At 46.8% G+C, this 15,643-nt stretch carries 16 protein-coding genes and 2 tRNA genes; 2 read left to right on the top strand and 16 right to left on the bottom strand.

Features of this window, described 5'->3' with window-relative positions; genetic code table 11:
• Window positions 1–2: 2 nt before the first annotated feature.
• From rimP to ftsH, 8 genes are all read right to left on the bottom strand, one after another.
• Window positions 3–464, bottom strand: a complete 462-nt coding sequence (rimP, locus tag ACFQ45_RS01230; RefSeq protein ID WP_377364493.1) for a ribosome maturation factor RimP — start codon at window positions 462–464, stop codon at window positions 3–5.
• 144 nt (window positions 465–608) lie between these two features.
• Window positions 609–685: transfer RNA gene (locus ACFQ45_RS01225), tRNA-Met, on the bottom strand.
• Window positions 686–730: 45 nt separating this feature from the next.
• Window positions 731–816: transfer RNA gene (locus ACFQ45_RS01220), tRNA-Leu, on the bottom strand.
• Between the two features lie 23 nt (window positions 817–839).
• Entirely contained in the window at window positions 840–1,202 is a 363-nt protein-coding gene (gene secG / locus ACFQ45_RS01215) for a preprotein translocase subunit SecG (RefSeq protein ID WP_377364491.1), read from the bottom strand.
• A gap of 4 nt (window positions 1,203–1,206) precedes the next feature.
• Window positions 1,207–1,950 carry a triose-phosphate isomerase gene (gene tpiA, locus ACFQ45_RS01210; protein ID WP_377364489.1) on the bottom strand — a complete coding sequence of 248 codons (744 nt, stop codon included), beginning with the start codon at window positions 1,948–1,950 and terminating at the stop codon, window positions 1,207–1,209.
• Window positions 1,951–2,034: 84 nt separating this feature from the next.
• Window positions 2,035–3,387: a phosphoglucosamine mutase gene (gene glmM, locus ACFQ45_RS01205; protein ID WP_377364487.1), complete on the bottom strand. Its 1,353-nt coding sequence runs from the start codon at window positions 3,385–3,387 to the stop codon at window positions 2,035–2,037.
• Window positions 3,380–4,219 (bottom strand): dihydropteroate synthase, encoded by an 840-nt coding sequence (gene folP / locus ACFQ45_RS01200; RefSeq protein ID WP_377364485.1) that lies wholly within the window; start codon window positions 4,217–4,219, stop codon window positions 3,380–3,382. The genes glmM and folP overlap by 8 nt, the downstream gene beginning before the upstream one ends.
• Before the next feature lie 40 nt (window positions 4,220–4,259).
• Complete coding sequence (gene ftsH, locus ACFQ45_RS01195) at window positions 4,260–6,236, bottom strand: ATP-dependent zinc metalloprotease FtsH (RefSeq protein WP_377364483.1); 1,977 nt, start codon at window positions 6,234–6,236, stop codon at window positions 4,260–4,262.
• A gap of 532 nt (window positions 6,237–6,768) precedes the next feature.
• Between ftsH and ACFQ45_RS01190 the strand changes: the two genes are divergently transcribed.
• The gene (locus tag ACFQ45_RS01190) at window positions 6,769–7,071 is read left to right on the top strand and encodes a YhbY family RNA-binding protein (RefSeq protein WP_377364481.1); all 303 of its coding nucleotides are present in this window, start codon (window positions 6,769–6,771) and stop codon (window positions 7,069–7,071) included.
• An 86-nt stretch (window positions 7,072–7,157) separates the two neighbouring features.
• Window positions 7,158–7,970 (top strand): hypothetical protein, encoded by an 813-nt coding sequence (locus ACFQ45_RS01185; protein ID WP_377364479.1) that lies wholly within the window; start codon window positions 7,158–7,160, stop codon window positions 7,968–7,970.
• Between the two features lies 1 nt (window position 7,971).
• On the opposite strand, the gene ACFQ45_RS01180 is transcribed toward ACFQ45_RS01185, so the two are convergent.
• The 8 genes from ACFQ45_RS01180 to ACFQ45_RS01145 all read right to left on the bottom strand — a co-directional run bounded on the left by ACFQ45_RS01180 (window position 7,972) and on the right by ACFQ45_RS01145 (window position 15,598).
• Complete coding sequence (locus tag ACFQ45_RS01180) at window positions 7,972–8,787, bottom strand: ABC transporter permease subunit (protein ID WP_377364477.1); 816 nt, start codon at window positions 8,785–8,787, stop codon at window positions 7,972–7,974.
• On the bottom strand, window positions 8,784–9,677 hold the full coding sequence (locus tag ACFQ45_RS01175; protein WP_377365071.1) for an ABC transporter permease subunit: 894 nt from the start codon (window positions 9,675–9,677) through the stop codon (window positions 8,784–8,786). The genes ACFQ45_RS01180 and ACFQ45_RS01175 overlap by 4 nt, the downstream gene beginning before the upstream one ends.
• Before the next feature lie 17 nt (window positions 9,678–9,694).
• The gene (gene potA, locus ACFQ45_RS01170; RefSeq protein ID WP_377364475.1) at window positions 9,695–10,816 is read right to left on the bottom strand and encodes a polyamine ABC transporter ATP-binding protein; all 1,122 of its coding nucleotides are present in this window, start codon (window positions 10,814–10,816) and stop codon (window positions 9,695–9,697) included.
• Between the two features lie 95 nt (window positions 10,817–10,911).
• Window positions 10,912–12,009, bottom strand: coding sequence for a polyamine ABC transporter substrate-binding protein (locus tag ACFQ45_RS01165; RefSeq protein ID WP_377364473.1), 1,098 nt, complete (start codon window positions 12,007–12,009; stop codon window positions 10,912–10,914).
• 91 nt (window positions 12,010–12,100) lie between these two features.
• A complete protein-coding gene (locus ACFQ45_RS01160; RefSeq protein ID WP_377364471.1) occupies window positions 12,101–12,622 on the bottom strand; it encodes an outer membrane beta-barrel protein in 522 nt (173 codons plus the stop codon).
• A 78-nt stretch (window positions 12,623–12,700) separates the two neighbouring features.
• Window positions 12,701–13,042 (bottom strand): iron-sulfur cluster insertion protein ErpA, encoded by a 342-nt coding sequence (erpA, locus tag ACFQ45_RS01155; protein WP_452600438.1) that lies wholly within the window; start codon window positions 13,040–13,042, stop codon window positions 12,701–12,703.
• A 79-nt stretch (window positions 13,043–13,121) separates the two neighbouring features.
• Complete coding sequence (prfC, locus tag ACFQ45_RS01150; protein WP_377364469.1) at window positions 13,122–14,711, bottom strand: peptide chain release factor 3; 1,590 nt, start codon at window positions 14,709–14,711, stop codon at window positions 13,122–13,124.
• Window positions 14,712–14,815: 104 nt separating this feature from the next.
• Window positions 14,816–15,598: a hypothetical protein gene (locus ACFQ45_RS01145; protein ID WP_377364467.1), complete on the bottom strand. Its 783-nt coding sequence runs from the start codon at window positions 15,596–15,598 to the stop codon at window positions 14,816–14,818.
• Window positions 15,599–15,643 lie beyond the last annotated feature (45 nt).

Raw genomic sequence — 15,643 nt, 5'->3', positions numbered from 1 at the left:
AATTAAAACTGAGGAACGATGTTTGCTTTTTCGATCAACTCAATTGGCAATAAGTATTCCTCGTTGTCCACGAGAAGAACCACTTCATCACCTTCAATACCACTGAGCTGACCCTTGAATTTACGGCGACCATCAAAGGGTACGCGCAACCGTAACGACACAACCGATCCAACAAAACGCTGGTATTGGTTAAGGTCAAATAGAGGGCGATCCAAACCTGGGGATGACACTTCCAAGCTGTATTCGCCTGTAATGGGGTCTTCGACATCAAGAATGGCGCTTACTTGGCGACTCACTGACGCACAATCCTCGACATCAATGCCTTTTTCGGAGTCCGTTTCAATGAAAACACGAAGAACCGAATCTTTTCCCTGAGACAGGTATTCTAGGCCCCAAAACTCAAACCCCAAACCCTCGACTACTGGTCTGATTAGCTCTTCAAGCTGTGTAAACTTAGTAGACAAATAACTTCTCCGAATAAAAACCCTAGAAACAAAAAACGGGCTCTAGGCCCATTTAACAAAAGTTCAGATAACAAAAAACCCCATATAGGGGCCATCCAAACTTCAAGATCTTTTCAGACCTCAGTTTCTCGAAAGAAACTAGGTTGGTTGCGGAGGCCGGATTCGAACCGACGACCTTCGGGTTATGAGCCCGACGAGCTACCAGACTGCTCCACCCCGCGTCAACGAGAGCTTATTCTACTACATCATAGCAGGACTCTCAAGAATGGTGCCGATGGCCGGACTCGAACCGGCACAGCCGTAGGCCACTACCCCCTCAAGATAGCGTGTCTACCAATTCCACCACATCGGCAATTCTTTCTCAGTAGATTCTGATTACTCTACTGTAGGAATATCGTTGTTTTGAGTTGATTCTGCTTCACCTGAATCTAGGTTAGGCATATCAACGTTTTCTTCTACTTGAGGAGCGCTTGGAACAAAATCCAAACCGCCACTAACATTTTTAGCTTGCTCGCTCGCAAAGAACGCCAAACCAAAGCTAGTTAGGAAGAAAACCAACGCAAATACTGCGGTCATACGACCAAAGAAGCTACTGCCACCTTGGCTACCAAATACTGTCTGTGATGCGCCACCACCAAATGATGCGCCGGCATCAGCACCTTTACCCTGCTGTATTAGCACCAACCCGATAATAGCTACGGCGGCTAATACATGAACAACTAAAACTAAAGTTTCCATTAATCTACTTCGCGTTTTCTATGATCGAATTAAATTCTTGTGCATCCAAAGACGCGCCACCAATAAGAGCGCCATCAATGTCAGGCTGAGCAAACAACTCTGCGCTGTTAGATGCCTTCACACTGCCGCCGTATAGGATGGCTACTTTTTCAGCAACCGTCTCAGAAGACTGAGCAATGTGATTTCGAATACCTTTATGCACTTCTTGTGCTTGCTCAGATGTAGCAGATTTACCTGTGCCTATAGCCCAAACTGGCTCATAAGCTACGACTACATCAGCAAAACGCTCTGTTCCAACAACCTGCAATACCGCATCAATTTGGCCATTACAAACCGCTAGGGTTGTGCCATCTTCGCGCTGCTCGAGGGTTTCCCCCACACATAGAATTGGGGTTAGACCTGCTGCCAGTGTTGCTTCAACCTTCTGCGCAATCATCGCATCCGTTTCAGCATACAAAGCACGTCGCTCTGAATGTCCTAAAATCACGTGAGAGACCGCAAAGTCATTCAGCATGGACAAACTTACTTCACCCGTAAATGCACCCTTGTTTTGCTCGGACACATTTTGCGCCGCCAGCTTAATACCAGCTTGAGGCACTAATTCACTTACCTTAGCTAGGTAAACAAACGAAGGAGCGACTACGACATCAACGGCGTCATCTGACTTAATGCCCTTCACTAGTTCAACAACCGACCCTAACGAGCCATTCATCTTCCAGTTACCAGCAACAATCTTACGACGTGTCATATTGATACCCTTGATTTCGAGGCGCTCATTCTAGGCAATTGCCCTTAGCATATCAAGCGCTATTTAAGAATTTAGGTTTAGAAATCAGCCAATTGACTGAGCTTTGCGATTTGCTACCGCTTGCACTTCTTCCGTGAGAATATCAACCAACTCATCCACCATGACTTGGTCACGCCCCTCTACCATGACACGTATTAATGGCTCAGTACCCGATGCACGCAGCAATACGCGCCCTAAACCGTTCAAACGCTCATTGGCATGGGCAATGGCTTTTTGTAGGGAAGGCTCTTCCGCAGGGGCAAAACGCTCGGCCACCCGTACGTTTTTCAGGCGCTGAGGAAATTTAACCAAGCCTTCTAACAGCTCTTCCAGTGTCTTTTCTTCTTCCACCATGGCGCGCAATACTTGCAGCGCAGCAATGATGCCATCCCCTGTTGTGGTGATATCTCGGCAGACAATATGTCCAGATGGTTCGCCACCCAACACCCAACCATGCTGAAGCAACTTCTCATTTACATAACGATCGCCCACTTTTGCACGGCTAAAACCAATACCCGTTTCTGAAAACGCCAATTCAAGGCCGAAGTTACTCATCAAAGTACCAACAACACCGCCATTGAAGCGGCCGGTATTCATTAGGTGGTTGGCAATGATATACAACACATCATCCCCATCTCGGACGACACCTTTGGCATCCACGAGGATCAAACGATCTCCATCACCATCCAAAGCAATGCCGAGATCCGCACCTTCTGCCAAAACATTTTTACGAAGTAGTTCTGGCTTAGTCGCACCACTAACTTCATTAATATTCAGGCCATCTGGGTTCACCCCAACAGCCACCACGTCTGCACCAAGCTCTGAGAAGACTCGCGGCGCCACGTGGTAAGTAGCCCCATCGGCACAATCAACTACGATTTTGAGTCCAGACAGCTGCAGGCCAATCGGAAAAGTACCCTTACAGTATTCAATGTAACGACCGGCCGCATCATCGATACGTTTAGCACGACCAATTAATTCGGATTTCACCACTTCCATTGGTTGATCAAGGAAGTATTCGATTCGTTCCTCTATTTCATCCGATATTTTGCCACCTTGGGCTGAAAAGAATTTGATGCCGTTATCCGTATAAGGGTTATGGGAAGCACTGATCACAATGCCCGCACTGGCACGAAATGTTCTCGTTAAGTAGGCAATGGCTGGCGTAGGCATTGGCCCCACCAAGCGCACATCCGCCCCAGCCGCCACGATGCCTGATTCAAGGGCAGATTCAAACATGTAGCCAGAAATGCGCGTATCCTTGCCAATCAAGATCTTTTTATCGTGTTCTTTGAACACTTGCCCAGCGGCCCAACCAAGTTTCAACATAAATTCTGGTGTGATCGGCGCCTTCCCTACTTCACCACGAATTCCATCTGTCCCAAAATATTTACGCATTTCGACTCTCTTCTATTTGATGCATCACTTTCAACATGTCTACATGGGGCTTCACATCGTGAACACGAAAAATTCGCGCACCTTTAAGATAGGTTGAAGCATTTGCCCCCATTGTGCCATACAAACGCTGATCAACCGGCACACCCAAAATGTCACCGATCATAGTTTTACGGGACACTCCTATCAGCACTTCAAACCCCAAGTCCACAAATCTCTGAGTGTAATTCAGTAATGTGGCATTATGGACCAAACTTTTACCGAAGCCGATCCCTGGATCTAGCAGAATTTGTTCCCGCTGAATCCCCGCCGCTTCCGCAATAGCAACACGCTCTAGGAGATACTGCTCCACATCCTCAATTAACGCGTCGTAGGAGGGTGACTGCTGCATGTCTTTGGGCGTTCCGCGCATGTGCATCAAACAAACAGGCAGACCTGTTTGCGCGGCCGCAGCCACTGCGCCATCACGTTCTAAAGCACGAACATCATTGATCAACCCAGCCCCCAACTTTGCCGACTCCAGCATAACGGAAGGTGTACTCGTATCGACTGAGATAATCGTATCGAAGCGCTGAGCAATAGCTTCCACAGCAGGCAATACACGATCTAGCTCTTCTTGCTCACTGACTTCTGCTGCGCCAGGGCGGGTCGACTCACCACCGATATCAATAAAGCTAGCGCCATCTTCAAGCATCTTTTCAGCTTGTCGTAACGCAGCCTCTAAAGAGTTGTGCTGACCACCGTCAGAAAAGGAATCAGGGGTGACATTGAGTATCCCCATAACGTGAGGAAGCGATAAGTCGAGAGACTTATCGCCAAATTTCATCACAGACATTATGTGTCCAAATAGCGTTTGATGAGGTGTCTGGCGAAGCTTACGCTTCGCCAGAGGTTTTTTGAGAAACGGAAGCTTGGCCTGTTTGACCTGTCATTTGGTCAGTAGACGCATCTTTTGGTGCTTCCGCTGTATCAGCCTGCTCAGGAGCTACTTCTGGCTCAGAGCTGCCTGGTCCATTACCACCAGATGGATCAGTCCAACCTGCTGGAGGGCTAGGCTTTTTACCTTCCATAATTTCTTTGATTTGATCGGCATCGATTGTTTCGTACACCATCAAAGCGTCTGCCATCATATCAAGCTTCGAGCGGTGCTCGACAAGGATATCAGTCGCTTTCTGGTAACAACGATCAATGATATCTTTAACTTCTTTATCCAATACTTTGCCAGTCTCTGCAGAGAAGTAGTTATTCTTACTACCCGTCATGCTCTGCTGATCGTCTTCTTCGTAGGCAAAAGCACCCAACTCTTCAGAAAGACCCCATTTGGTCACCATGTTACGAGCCAAACTAGACGCACGCTCTATATCATTTGATGCCCCTGTGGAGACCCCGTCAAAGCCATGGATCAATTCCTCGGCAATACGACCACCGTACAAACTACAGATCTGAGACTCTAGACCGCGCTTACTTAAGCTGTACTTATCTTCTTCTGGAAGATACATGGTGACACCCAAGGCGCGCCCACGAGGAATAATAGTCACCTTGTAAACTGGATCATGCTCAGGCATCAAGTAACCGACAATCGCGTGACCTGCTTCGTGGTACGCCGTATTCAGTTTCTCTTCTTCCTTCATCACCATGGACTTACGTTCAGCACCCATTAGGATTTTGTCTTTTGCAAGCTCCAATAGCTCCATGTTAACCAAGCGGCGGTTAGAACGGGCCGCAAACAATGCTGCTTCGTTCACCAAGTTGGCCAAATCAGCACCAGAGAAACCTGGTGTACCACGGGCAATGTTTTTAGGCACCACATCATCATCTACAGGTACTTTACGAAGGTGTACCTTAAGAATCTGTTCACGACCACGGATATCTGGCAGACCCACTGTTACCTGACGGTCAAAACGGCCAGGACGCAATAACGCTGGGTCCAATACATCTGGACGGTTGGTAGCGGCGATCACGATGATACCTTCATTACCTTCAAAACCATCCATCTCAACCAACAATTGGTTAAGGGTTTGTTCGCGCTCATCGTTACCACCGCCCATACCAGAGCCACGGTTACGACCTACCGCATCAATCTCGTCGATAAAGATGATGCAAGGCGCATGTTTCTTCGCTTGTTCGAACATATCTCGAACACGGGACGCACCCACACCCACAAACATTTCAACAAAGTCAGAACCAGAAATAGTGAAGAAAGGTACTTTAGCTTCACCTGCAATGGCCTTCGCAAGTAAGGTCTTACCTGTACCTGGAGGACCACACATCAAGATACCACGTGGAATCTTACCACCTAGGCGTTGGAATTTTCCTGGTTCACGCAGGAAGTCCACTAGCTCTTCCACGTCTTCTTTGGCTTCATCACAACCCGCCACATCGGCGAATGTGGTTTTAATCTGATCTTCAGGCAACAAGCGCGCTTTCGACTTACCGAACGACATTGGGCCGCCCTTGCCACTACCACCGCCTTGCATTTGGCGCATAAAGAACATAAAGATGGCGAGAATTAAGAGGATCGGGAAGCTGGCAACCAACAACTGAGTCCAAATGCTTTGTTGCTCAGGCATACGACCTTCCACAACTACATTGTTGCTCAACAGGTCATCCATAATTTTTGGATCCTGTGCTGCAGGACGAACAGTTTCAAAGCTGTCTCCGCCCGTACGAGAGCCGCTGATCGTATATCCGTCGATTACCACTCGGGCAATACGTCCATCATGCACTTCTTGCACGAATTCGGAGTACGAGATTCTATTTGTCTCAGTAGAGGTATTAAAGTTGTTAAACACCGTCAGTAACACTGCGGCAATTACCAACCACAATAAAATATTTTTTAGCATATCGTTCAAGAGTACACCTCTTAATGGTCATCAAACGAAGCGTTTTCGCCACTTCTGCAAACAACCCTTAATTGTCGTCCTAGTTGGATACATTTCGAGTCAACGAAAGCATCGGTTGTTAGGGGCACAGCCGAACCAAATTGGTCCCGTATCGCTTTATAAGCTTAGCATTCACATTGATCGTGAGCGATAAGCATTACCACCGATTATTTACCATGTCCGAGAAAACTTTTCCCATACATGAGCTTACATATTGGGGTCATATTCCAAATTACAAGATTCACTCCCATAGTTCCAACCCTGATACGTATATTTTCGTGACCAAGGTCGAATCAAGGGACGCACTTTACTATATCAGAAGACACCTCAGCACGTTTATGGACAAAGCCCTGCCGGAAACGTTCCCCGTATTCCGCCAACCTGACTTTTTGCCTTCAGGAGCCTTGCAATCATACCTAATCAGACCAATATTCCGCTATAATATCGCCTAACCTCTGAAGCCTCCAATAAAGAGGGTCAACTAAGATGAGAAATTTTAATTATGAGTTTGACGAACGTTCAAAAAAAGCAATATCGCCTCATTGGGCATTCACTTAATCCAGTAGTAACGATTGCAGGTAACGGTTTAACAGAATCCGTCTTGACCGAAATCGACCGCGCCCTGGAAGACCACGAATTGATCAAGGTGCGTTATAGCATCGCTGACCGTGAAGCACGTTATGCTCACGTAGAAGAAACCAGCAAAATTTTGAAGTGTGAAGTGGTACAAACCATCGGTAAAGTAGCACTTTTATACCGCGCAGCGATTGAGCCAAACCCAAAGCTTTCTAACTTGCTTCGCTAAGATTCCCTGAGGCTGACACTTGTCAGCCTCAACTCTTCTCTTTTTCAGCCGATAAGCTTTAAATAACCACTGCTTTGGATGCTGATATGATCTTCATCGATACGGTAAATCGCTTACGACAACTTCCTGAAAGGGATGATACGGTGTTTCAACGTCGACGCCGTACTGTGAGTTCTAATGACAGTTTGACCCTAAGCGAAGCCGCAACCTATGTTCAACACATCACCCTTACCGCAGACGCAGCGTTTGAACTCACCCCTGTGGATAGCATCATCGCTAACATTTTGGAAACTTTATTAGAGCAGTTTGAGAACCAGAAACTGGATGTCACGGCACTTTCTCAGCTTGCCGCCAACCAAGAAGACTGGGAATTACCGCTACAGACACCACCTCTCGAGCAAGCACAAGATTCTCCAACCGATTACACAGAGCATCTAAAGGCTCAACAAAAGAAAGGCATTGAAAAACGTTTTGAGTTCACTCTATTGGGCAAAAGCAATCAACAACGAAAGCTGATGCTGCTATTTCGAATCCAGCATCTCAACACTTCAGCCATACAGAGGTTACAAGGCATCCCACCAAACCAGCAGCTTACAACCCCCTACAGCATTGAACAGTTGCAAAGCCTGCCAGAACACTGGACGTTTGAAATGGATCAAGATGGCGAGCAGCAGCCTCTTTCAAGCCTTTACAATAATGTCAGCACTCGAGCGACTTACACCATATCGGTACCCGGATTGCAAATTTGGTACGAAAAAGAACGAGACGCTCTGCCATTGCTCATTGCTGATCCAAATTTTGGATATGTATACATTGGCAATTACGGCACAGGGAGCACCGCGTCAGAGCATCAGTCACCCACCATTCATCATGAAGGTGACATTGATACCAGCGCCTAATTTAAGCGTGCCCCTTACTTTTCTGTAGTTTGCGGCGAGACAGCCACCACACACACAGAGTCACCAAGGAAACGATCAAGATAATGATGGTTGCCAAAGCGTTGATCTTTGGAGAGACCCCTAAGCGTACAGAACTAAACACCTCAATCGGCAACGTAGTGGAACCAGGCCCCAACACAAAACTCGCAATCACCACATCATCCAATGAAAGCGTAAAAGCCAACAACCAAGCAGACACCAAAGCCGGCATAATAATCGGCAGGGTTATTTGTATAAAAGCCTTTAATGGCGTTGCCCCTAGATCCATGGCCGCCTCAAGATAGGAACGATCCAGCTCTTTCAATCGAGACGTGATCACCACGGTTGCATAGGCGGTACAGAAAGTCGCATGGGCAATCCAAATGGTTAGCAGCCCCCTATTCTGTGGCCAGCCAATCAAATCCGACATGGACACAAACAACAAGAGCAAAGACAGACCAATAATCACATCCGGCATCACCAATGGCGCCGTCACCAAGCTATGCAACAAGGATCGTCCCTTAAATCGACCAAATCGTGTCAGCGCCACCGATGCTAAAACACCCAGCACTACCGCCGCATTAGCACTCCAAAAGGCCACCTTCAAACTGCGCCAAACAGCCGTCATCAAGTCACGATCTTGGAATAACTCACCGTACCACTTCACCGACCACCCTGCCCAAACGGTGACCAGTCGCGATTCATTAAAAGAATAAATTATCAGACTCAGCATGGGCAGATACAAAAATGCCATACCAAACCAAAACATAACTTGAGAAAAACTAGGTCGCGCTATCATTTACCCGCCTCCCACTCTTTCTCTTGGTAACGCCTAAAGAAGTGAATCGGAATCATCAACAAGAGCAACATAATCAATGCCAAAGAAGACGCTAACGGCCAGTCCCGGTTATTAAAGAACTCTTGCCACATGACTTTACCAATCACAATAGAATTACTACCGCCCAGCAACTCTGGAATCACATACTCCCCTACAACAGGTATAAACACCAACATAGAGCCAGCAATCATGCCATTACGAGAGAGAGGAAAAGTAATATTCCAGAATGACGTAATACGCTTCGCCCCCAGATCCTGAGAAGCTTCAATTAAGCTGTAATCGTGTTTCACCAAATTAGCGTACAAAGGCAATATCATGAAGGGCAAATAGGCATATACAATGCCTATATAAACGGCAATATTCGTATTCAGTAACGCCAGCGGCTCATCAATGACACCTATCCAGAGCAACATATTATTGAGTACCCCGTTACTCTTCAGGATACCAACCCAAGCATAAATACGAATGAGAAAAGAGGTCCAAGAAGGCAATAAAATTAACAGCAAGAGAACGGACTGTTTTTCAGGCTTAGCACGGGCAATATGATAAGCCATAGGATAACCAATCAATAAACACAAAAAGGTCGATATGGCCGCCATCTCCAAACTGTTGAGATAGGCATGAATGTAGAGATCGTCTTCTGTCAAAAAGACGAAATTACCTAGATACACATGCAAATCAAGCGCTTGATCAGCCAGACTCACCAAAGCGGTATAAGGCGGAATAGCGATAGCCGCTTCCGCAAAGGCAATCTTTAAAACGATGACAAACGGCAGAGCAAAAAACAGCACCAACCAAACCATCGGAATAGCAACCACCCATTGCTTTCCAAAAATCACACGTCGTTTCAAGGTATCCAATAAGCTCATCATGGGCGCAAAACCAATCCGCTGTCGTCAGACCAATACACGAACACTTCATCTTCCCATGTAGGCAGGTCGGCAAAACGATCCGAATTGATCATAAATGAATTCAGGATTTGCCCATTCTCCAAGCGAATATGGTACACAGAATGACCACCTAGGTAAGCGATATCATGCACCACACCTTTACACCAGTTATATTGAGACTGAGGTTGTTCACGACTGATTAAGGTTTTCTCAGGTCGCACGGCAAACACCACGGACTTGTCTTCAATGGCCGTGGTCACACCATAGGACACATAAAGCTGCGTTGAGGCGCCTTCTGCGTCAATCACCGCATGATCCTGGGCATCAACAGAAATCACTCCATGGAACAAGTTCATACTGCCGATGAATTCCGCCGCCTGCAGGCTGTTTGGCGCCTCATAAACATCCCGCGGAGAGCCCGCCTGAACGATGCGTCCTTCTTCCATGATGGCGATTCGGTTCGCCATGGTCATGGCCTCTTCCTGATCATGGGTCACCATGACACAGGTCACACCCACTCGCTCAATGATGTCCACCACTTCCAATTGCATGCGGTTGCGCAGTTTCTTATCCAACGCTCCCATTGGCTCATCAAGCAACAATAACTTGGGCGATTTTGCCAAGCTTCGAGCTAACGCCACACGCTGGCGTTGCCCACCAGACAATTGATCAGGCTTACGTTTGGCATAATTTGTCATGTGCACTAAGCGAAGCATTTCATCGACTTTTTCTGCGATTAATGCTTTGGGCATACGATCCTGCTTCAAACCATAGGCAATATTCTGAGCTACGGTCATATGAGGAAACAATGCATAGGATTGGAACATCATATTGATCGGGCGACGATAGGGCTCAAGCGGGACAATGTTTTCACCATCTAATAGAATCTGCCCTGAATTTGGCGCTTCAAAGCCTGCCAACATACGCAAAAGAGTGGATTTCCCTGAGCCTGACGCGCCTAGCAAGGCAAAAATATCACCTTTGGCAATGTCCAAAGACACATCATTTACTGCTACTACGTCATCGTAAGTTTTTACAATGCCTTGAATTTGAAGAAAGCTCTCATCGGTCACATCTCGAGAAAGGCTCGGCTCTATCATCAATTACCCTCTGCTTCAGGTTAAGTTCGGTACACTAAGATAATAAAAAGGAAGCAGCCTAGGACGCAAACGCTCGTCCTAGGCTAGGGCCGGAATTACTGGCCAGTTTTGATACGGTTCCAGCTGCGGGTCACTGTACGAGCAGTACGTTGATCCAGCACAACAGGCAACCAAAGTTTGGCTTTCACATCAGCAGGAGGAAAGATACTTTCGTCCGTTGCAATTTCCTCATCCACCATGGACATGGACGCAGGGTTCGCATTGGCATACCAGACATAGTTAGTAATGTTCGCTGTGATCTCAGGACGCATTAGGTAGTTAATCAGCTCATGAGCACCTTCGGGATTACGAGCATCACGGGGAATGGCAAGCATATCAAACCACATCAGGGCTCCCTCTTTCGGGATGGTGTAACTCACGTTGACACCATTGTCAGCTTCCTCCGCACGAGCCGCTGCTTGGGCAACGTCCCCAGACCAACCAATCGCCACACATATGTCACCGTTCGCTAGGTCATTAATGTAACGGGAGCTGTGGAAATAACGATAGTAAGGACGCACGGACATAAGTAGATCCGTGGCTTTAGCAAGATCCGCTTTCGCCGTGCTATTTGGATCAAGTCCGAGGTAGTTCATCGCTGAACTCATCACTTCAGTCGGAGCGTCCAAAGACACCACACCACAGGACTGAAGCTTTTCTAGGTACTCTTTTTCAAACACTAAAGACCAGCTATTAATCGGCGCATCGTCACCCAGCACCTCTTTCACTTTATCCACGTTAACGCCAATGCCCGTGGTGCCCCACATATAGGGAACGCCATATTTGTTATCTGGGTCTACGTTTTCAAGCAAAGACATAATTTGCGGATCTAAGTTTGACCAGTTTGGCAGCTTAGAGCGATCCAGCTCCATAAAAGCCCCCGCTTGGATTTGCTTACCTAAAAAGTCATTCGTCGGCACCACCAAATCAAAACCGGATTGACCTGACAGCAGCTTCGCCTCTAGCACTTCGTTGCTATCGAACACATCGTAAACGACCTTATTGCCCGTTTGTGCTTCAAAACTGGGCAAAGTCTCTTCATCGATATAGTCCGACCAATTATAAAAATGCACCACATCTTCCGCCTGAACACTAAGCGGAACAACAACACTTGCAGCTACGGCCAGCATAGAAACGCGAGACGTAAATTTCATTGGTCACCTCCAGTTTTGAATGCTTAAAAATGGGCGACGATTCTAACCGTCAACCCATTTGAGTTAAATGCCACAGGGCACTTTTTTAGCACTAGCGAAATGTGTACGCCACACCGATCGTGGTCATACTCTCCATTTCTGCGTCCTCAACACTTGCCGAAGACGCCACATAAGAAAAATTCAAATCCAAGTTATCGACTAGCTCATGCATGACCCCTAAACCACCACGAACACTAGGAATCTGCTTACCTATTTCATTGGACACATCCACCATGCCTACGCCAAAAACGAAATAGGGGCGAATAGAGCCCTCAGAAAGCTTCCAATGACTATCAAGATACATCATTGAAGCATCAATCGGATCGCCATTTTGCTCCGTCAACCCTCGAACACCATGCATATAGCCTGCCGAAATATCTAACAAAGGTGACACTACATACATAACTTGCAAATCTAACGCGTAAGCATCTAATTTACTGTCGTCGTAACCATGTTTTTCGCCATCCAAATACATGGAGCCAATTCCAGCGGCGATACGCCAATCCCCTTCTTCGCCATAGGCATTAGACATCAATAGTGCGGCCATTAATCCGGCCCATGCTAGCGTTTTCATTTACCTTCCTTTTGCCATAAAAAAACCCTCGTCATAAACGAGGGTTTCTACTGTAACCTGTTTCAATCAAAATTGCGTCTAGATGCTAAAACTCGCACCACAACCGCAAGTGGATGCTGCATTCGGATTGGCGACAGTAAACCGGGCACCTTCTAGGTTTTCTAAGTAATCCACTTCGGATCCCACTAAATACTGAAAACTTAGGGGATCAACCACTAGTTTCACGCCATCACGTACCACTTCAGTATCGTCTTCTTGATACTCTTCATCAAAGGCGAAACCATACTGAAAACCGGAGCAACCGCCTCCTGTCACGTAGACACGCAACATTAAGCGCTCGTTTTCTTCCTCCACAATCAATGACTTAAGCTTATCAGCCGCAGCAGAGGTCATAGAAATAGGATCCGCAGACTCAACCATAATGAGAAAAACACCTTTATTACGCTAAAAATAATTGCGGTCATTATCCACTTAACCAAGTAATTCAGTCAAGTATTGATCAGTGCTCACGGGTAGCACGGAACTCAACTTCTGGGTAACGCTCTTTGGCTAGATTTAAGTTCACCATGGTTGGCGCAATGTAAGTGAGGTTATCCCCACCATCAAGCGCCAAGTTTGCTTCGTTTTTACGTTTAAACTCTTCAAACTTTTTGCCTTCTTCCGCTTCGACCCAGCGGGCAGTGGCCACGTTGATACTCTCGTAAATGGCTTCCACGTTGTATTCTGCTTTTAAGCGCGCCACCACCACATCAAACTGAAGCACACCGACTGCACCTACAATTAGGTCGTTGTTCTGGAATGGGCGAAACACCTGTACAGCGCCTTCTTCAGACAATTGCACTAGGCCTTTTAAAAGCTGCTTTTGCTTCAACGGATCTTTTAGACGGATACGGCGGAACAACTCTGGGGCAAAGTTTGGAATCCCAGCAAATTTTAAGTTCTCACCTTGAGTAAAGGTGTCACCGATTTGAATCGTACCGTGGTTATGCAAGCCAATAATGTCCCCTGCGAAGGCTTCTTCAGCACGAGAACGGTCCCCCGCCATGAAGGTCACCGCATCCGAAATACTGATCTGCTTACCAATGCGCACGTGATTCATTTTCATGCCCTGAGTATAGGTACCAGACACTACTCGCATGAAGGCAATACGGTCACGGTGTTTCGGATCCATGTTGGCTTGTATCTTAAATACGAAACCTGAGAATTTTTCTTCGGTTGCCACCACTTCACGATCATTGGTTTGACGAGGTAACGGCGCAGGCGCCCATTGAGTCAAGCCGTCTAGCATGTGGTCCACACCAAAGTTACCCAATGCTGTACCGAAGTAAACTGGGGTTAACTCGCCCGCAAGGAACAACTCTTCATCAAACTCGTTAGAGGCCCCGATCACCAACTCAAGCTCTTCTCGTAGCTGTGCGGCCAAATCTTCACCGACCGCTTTGTCTAACTCAGGGTTATCTAAACCTTTAATTTTACGAACTTCTTGAATCGTATGACCTTGTCCAGTGGCGTATAGAATCGTCTCATCATCGTGGATGTGATACACCCCTTTAAACGCTTTACCACAACCAATTGGCCAAGTGATTGGAGCACAAAGCATGTTCAACTCACTCTCCACCTCGTCTAACACCTCCATTGGATCACGAATATCACGGTCCAATTTGTTCATGAAGGTCACGATTGGCGTGTCACGTAGGCGAGTGACTTCCATTAGCTTACGGGTACGATCCTCGACACCTTTTGCTGCGTCAATCACCATCAAACAAGAGTCCACCGCCGTTAATGTACGGTAGGTATCTTCCGAGAAGTCTTCGTGCCCAGGTGTATCCAGCAGGTTTACCAAGCAGTCATTGTATGGAAACTGCATCACAGATGTGGTGATGGAGATACCACGCTCTTTTTCCATGTCCATCCAGTCTGACTTTGCGTGTTGCTTAGAACCGCGACCTTTAACGGTACCCGCTTGCTGAATCGCACGCCCAAACAGCAGTACTTTTTCAGTGATGGTGGTCTTACCAGCATCAGGGTGGGATATGATCGCAAACGTTCGGCGGCTGTTTACCTGCTGAACAAATTCAGAATGGGACATGGACAATGATCTTCTTCGTTAAATTGACTAGACACTACGCTCGAATCGGCGCAAATCAGGATTTTCAAAACTGGCGCGTATTTTCACCGATCCTGAGAGGATACTCAACGTTGATCTTGGGAATAAGAGAGAAGTACGTGAGAAATTGGGGTGGATTGTACGTCGATGATGCTGTGTTCAATAACAGATTCAGAAAGATGGCTATGACTGTCGAGTCGACGCTCGACAACGAAACGCTCACAAGGCTCAAGAGATTCATACAAAATCGCTAAATCAATAGCCTGATCTTCTTGCTTAACCGAAGTGCCTAGATGTTGATAAAAGCCATAATCTGCCTGAGAAACCAACTCATCATCACACTTACCAAGCTCTACTGCTTCCTGCTGCTCTGGCTCCTGTAGCACAGCCACCAGTTTTTCATCATAGCGCTTCATAACTTGGCTAGCGTCTTTTGACTCTTGGGCATAGCGAAACAACATGAGTCGATTCTCAATGTCTTCCCCTGAGCCGTTATATTGTCCACGCCAACCCAACATGCGATCAACTTGACGGCCGTAATACTCCGCCATACCTGCATCCCATTTTTTGGCTGCGTGCTTTAACATGGCTTTGCGCATGCCACGGTAAACTGTCACCTCATCCGCCACGTTCATATCTTCAAGACCCAACAACTCAGACACATCTTGATACTGAATACGAGACACGATTTGACGATCAACGGCCATCAGAAAATGAGTTTTGGAGGGAAAGGTAAAAGGTTTTGGGGTGGTATCTTTGATCGGAGAAGAAATAGAAGAAGAGGCTGTACTGTTGGCTTGTGCAAACATGGACGTTGCACCAAGAGCTAACATGGTGGCTAACGAACAACATACAGACTTTCTAATCATACAAACACCGACTACTGATACATTCATCTCTAATTGAACTCAGAG

This window comes from Rhodanobacter aciditrophus (assembly GCF_042679525.1).
Lineage (GTDB): Bacteria > Pseudomonadota > Gammaproteobacteria > Pseudomonadales > Marinomonadaceae > Marinomonas > Marinomonas aciditrophus.
Note: the sequence above shows the minus strand (reverse complement) of the source record. Positions and strands in the feature narration are given on the sequence as shown.

What these genes read in the sequence shown, in the direction of transcription:
- ACFQ45_RS01165 (WP_377364473.1), bottom strand. Translation starts at nt 12,009, where the DNA reads ATGAAATTTACGTCTCGCGTTTCTATGCTGGCCGTAGCTGCAAGTGTT.
- prfC (WP_377364469.1), bottom strand. Translation starts at nt 14,711, where the DNA reads ATGTCCCATTCTGAATTTGTTCAGCAGGTAAACAGCCGCCGAACGTTT.
- ACFQ45_RS01145 (WP_377364467.1), bottom strand. Translation starts at nt 15,598, where the DNA reads ATGATTAGAAAGTCTGTATGTTGTTCGTTAGCCACCATGTTAGCTCTT.
- ACFQ45_RS01190 (WP_377364481.1), top strand. Translation starts at nt 6,769, where the DNA reads ATGAGTTTGACGAACGTTCAAAAAAAGCAATATCGCCTCATTGGGCAT.
- potA (WP_377364475.1), bottom strand. Translation starts at nt 10,816, where the DNA reads ATGATAGAGCCGAGCCTTTCTCGAGATGTGACCGATGAGAGCTTTCTT.
- ACFQ45_RS01180 (WP_377364477.1), bottom strand. Translation starts at nt 8,787, where the DNA reads ATGATAGCGCGACCTAGTTTTTCTCAAGTTATGTTTTGGTTTGGTATG.
- tpiA (WP_377364489.1), bottom strand. Translation starts at nt 1,950, where the DNA reads ATGACACGTCGTAAGATTGTTGCTGGTAACTGGAAGATGAATGGCTCG.
- glmM (WP_377364487.1), bottom strand. Translation starts at nt 3,387, where the DNA reads ATGCGTAAATATTTTGGGACAGATGGAATTCGTGGTGAAGTAGGGAAG.
- ACFQ45_RS01160 (WP_377364471.1), bottom strand. Translation starts at nt 12,622, where the DNA reads ATGAAAACGCTAGCATGGGCCGGATTAATGGCCGCACTATTGATGTCT.
- folP (WP_377364485.1), bottom strand. Translation starts at nt 4,219, where the DNA reads ATGTCTGTGATGAAATTTGGCGATAAGTCTCTCGACTTATCGCTTCCT.
- ACFQ45_RS01185 (WP_377364479.1), top strand. Translation starts at nt 7,158, where the DNA reads ATGATCTTCATCGATACGGTAAATCGCTTACGACAACTTCCTGAAAGG.
- secG (WP_377364491.1), bottom strand. Translation starts at nt 1,202, where the DNA reads ATGGAAACTTTAGTTTTAGTTGTTCATGTATTAGCCGCCGTAGCTATT.
- erpA (WP_452600438.1), bottom strand. Translation starts at nt 13,042, where the DNA reads ATGGTTGAGTCTGCGGATCCTATTTCTATGACCTCTGCTGCGGCTGAT.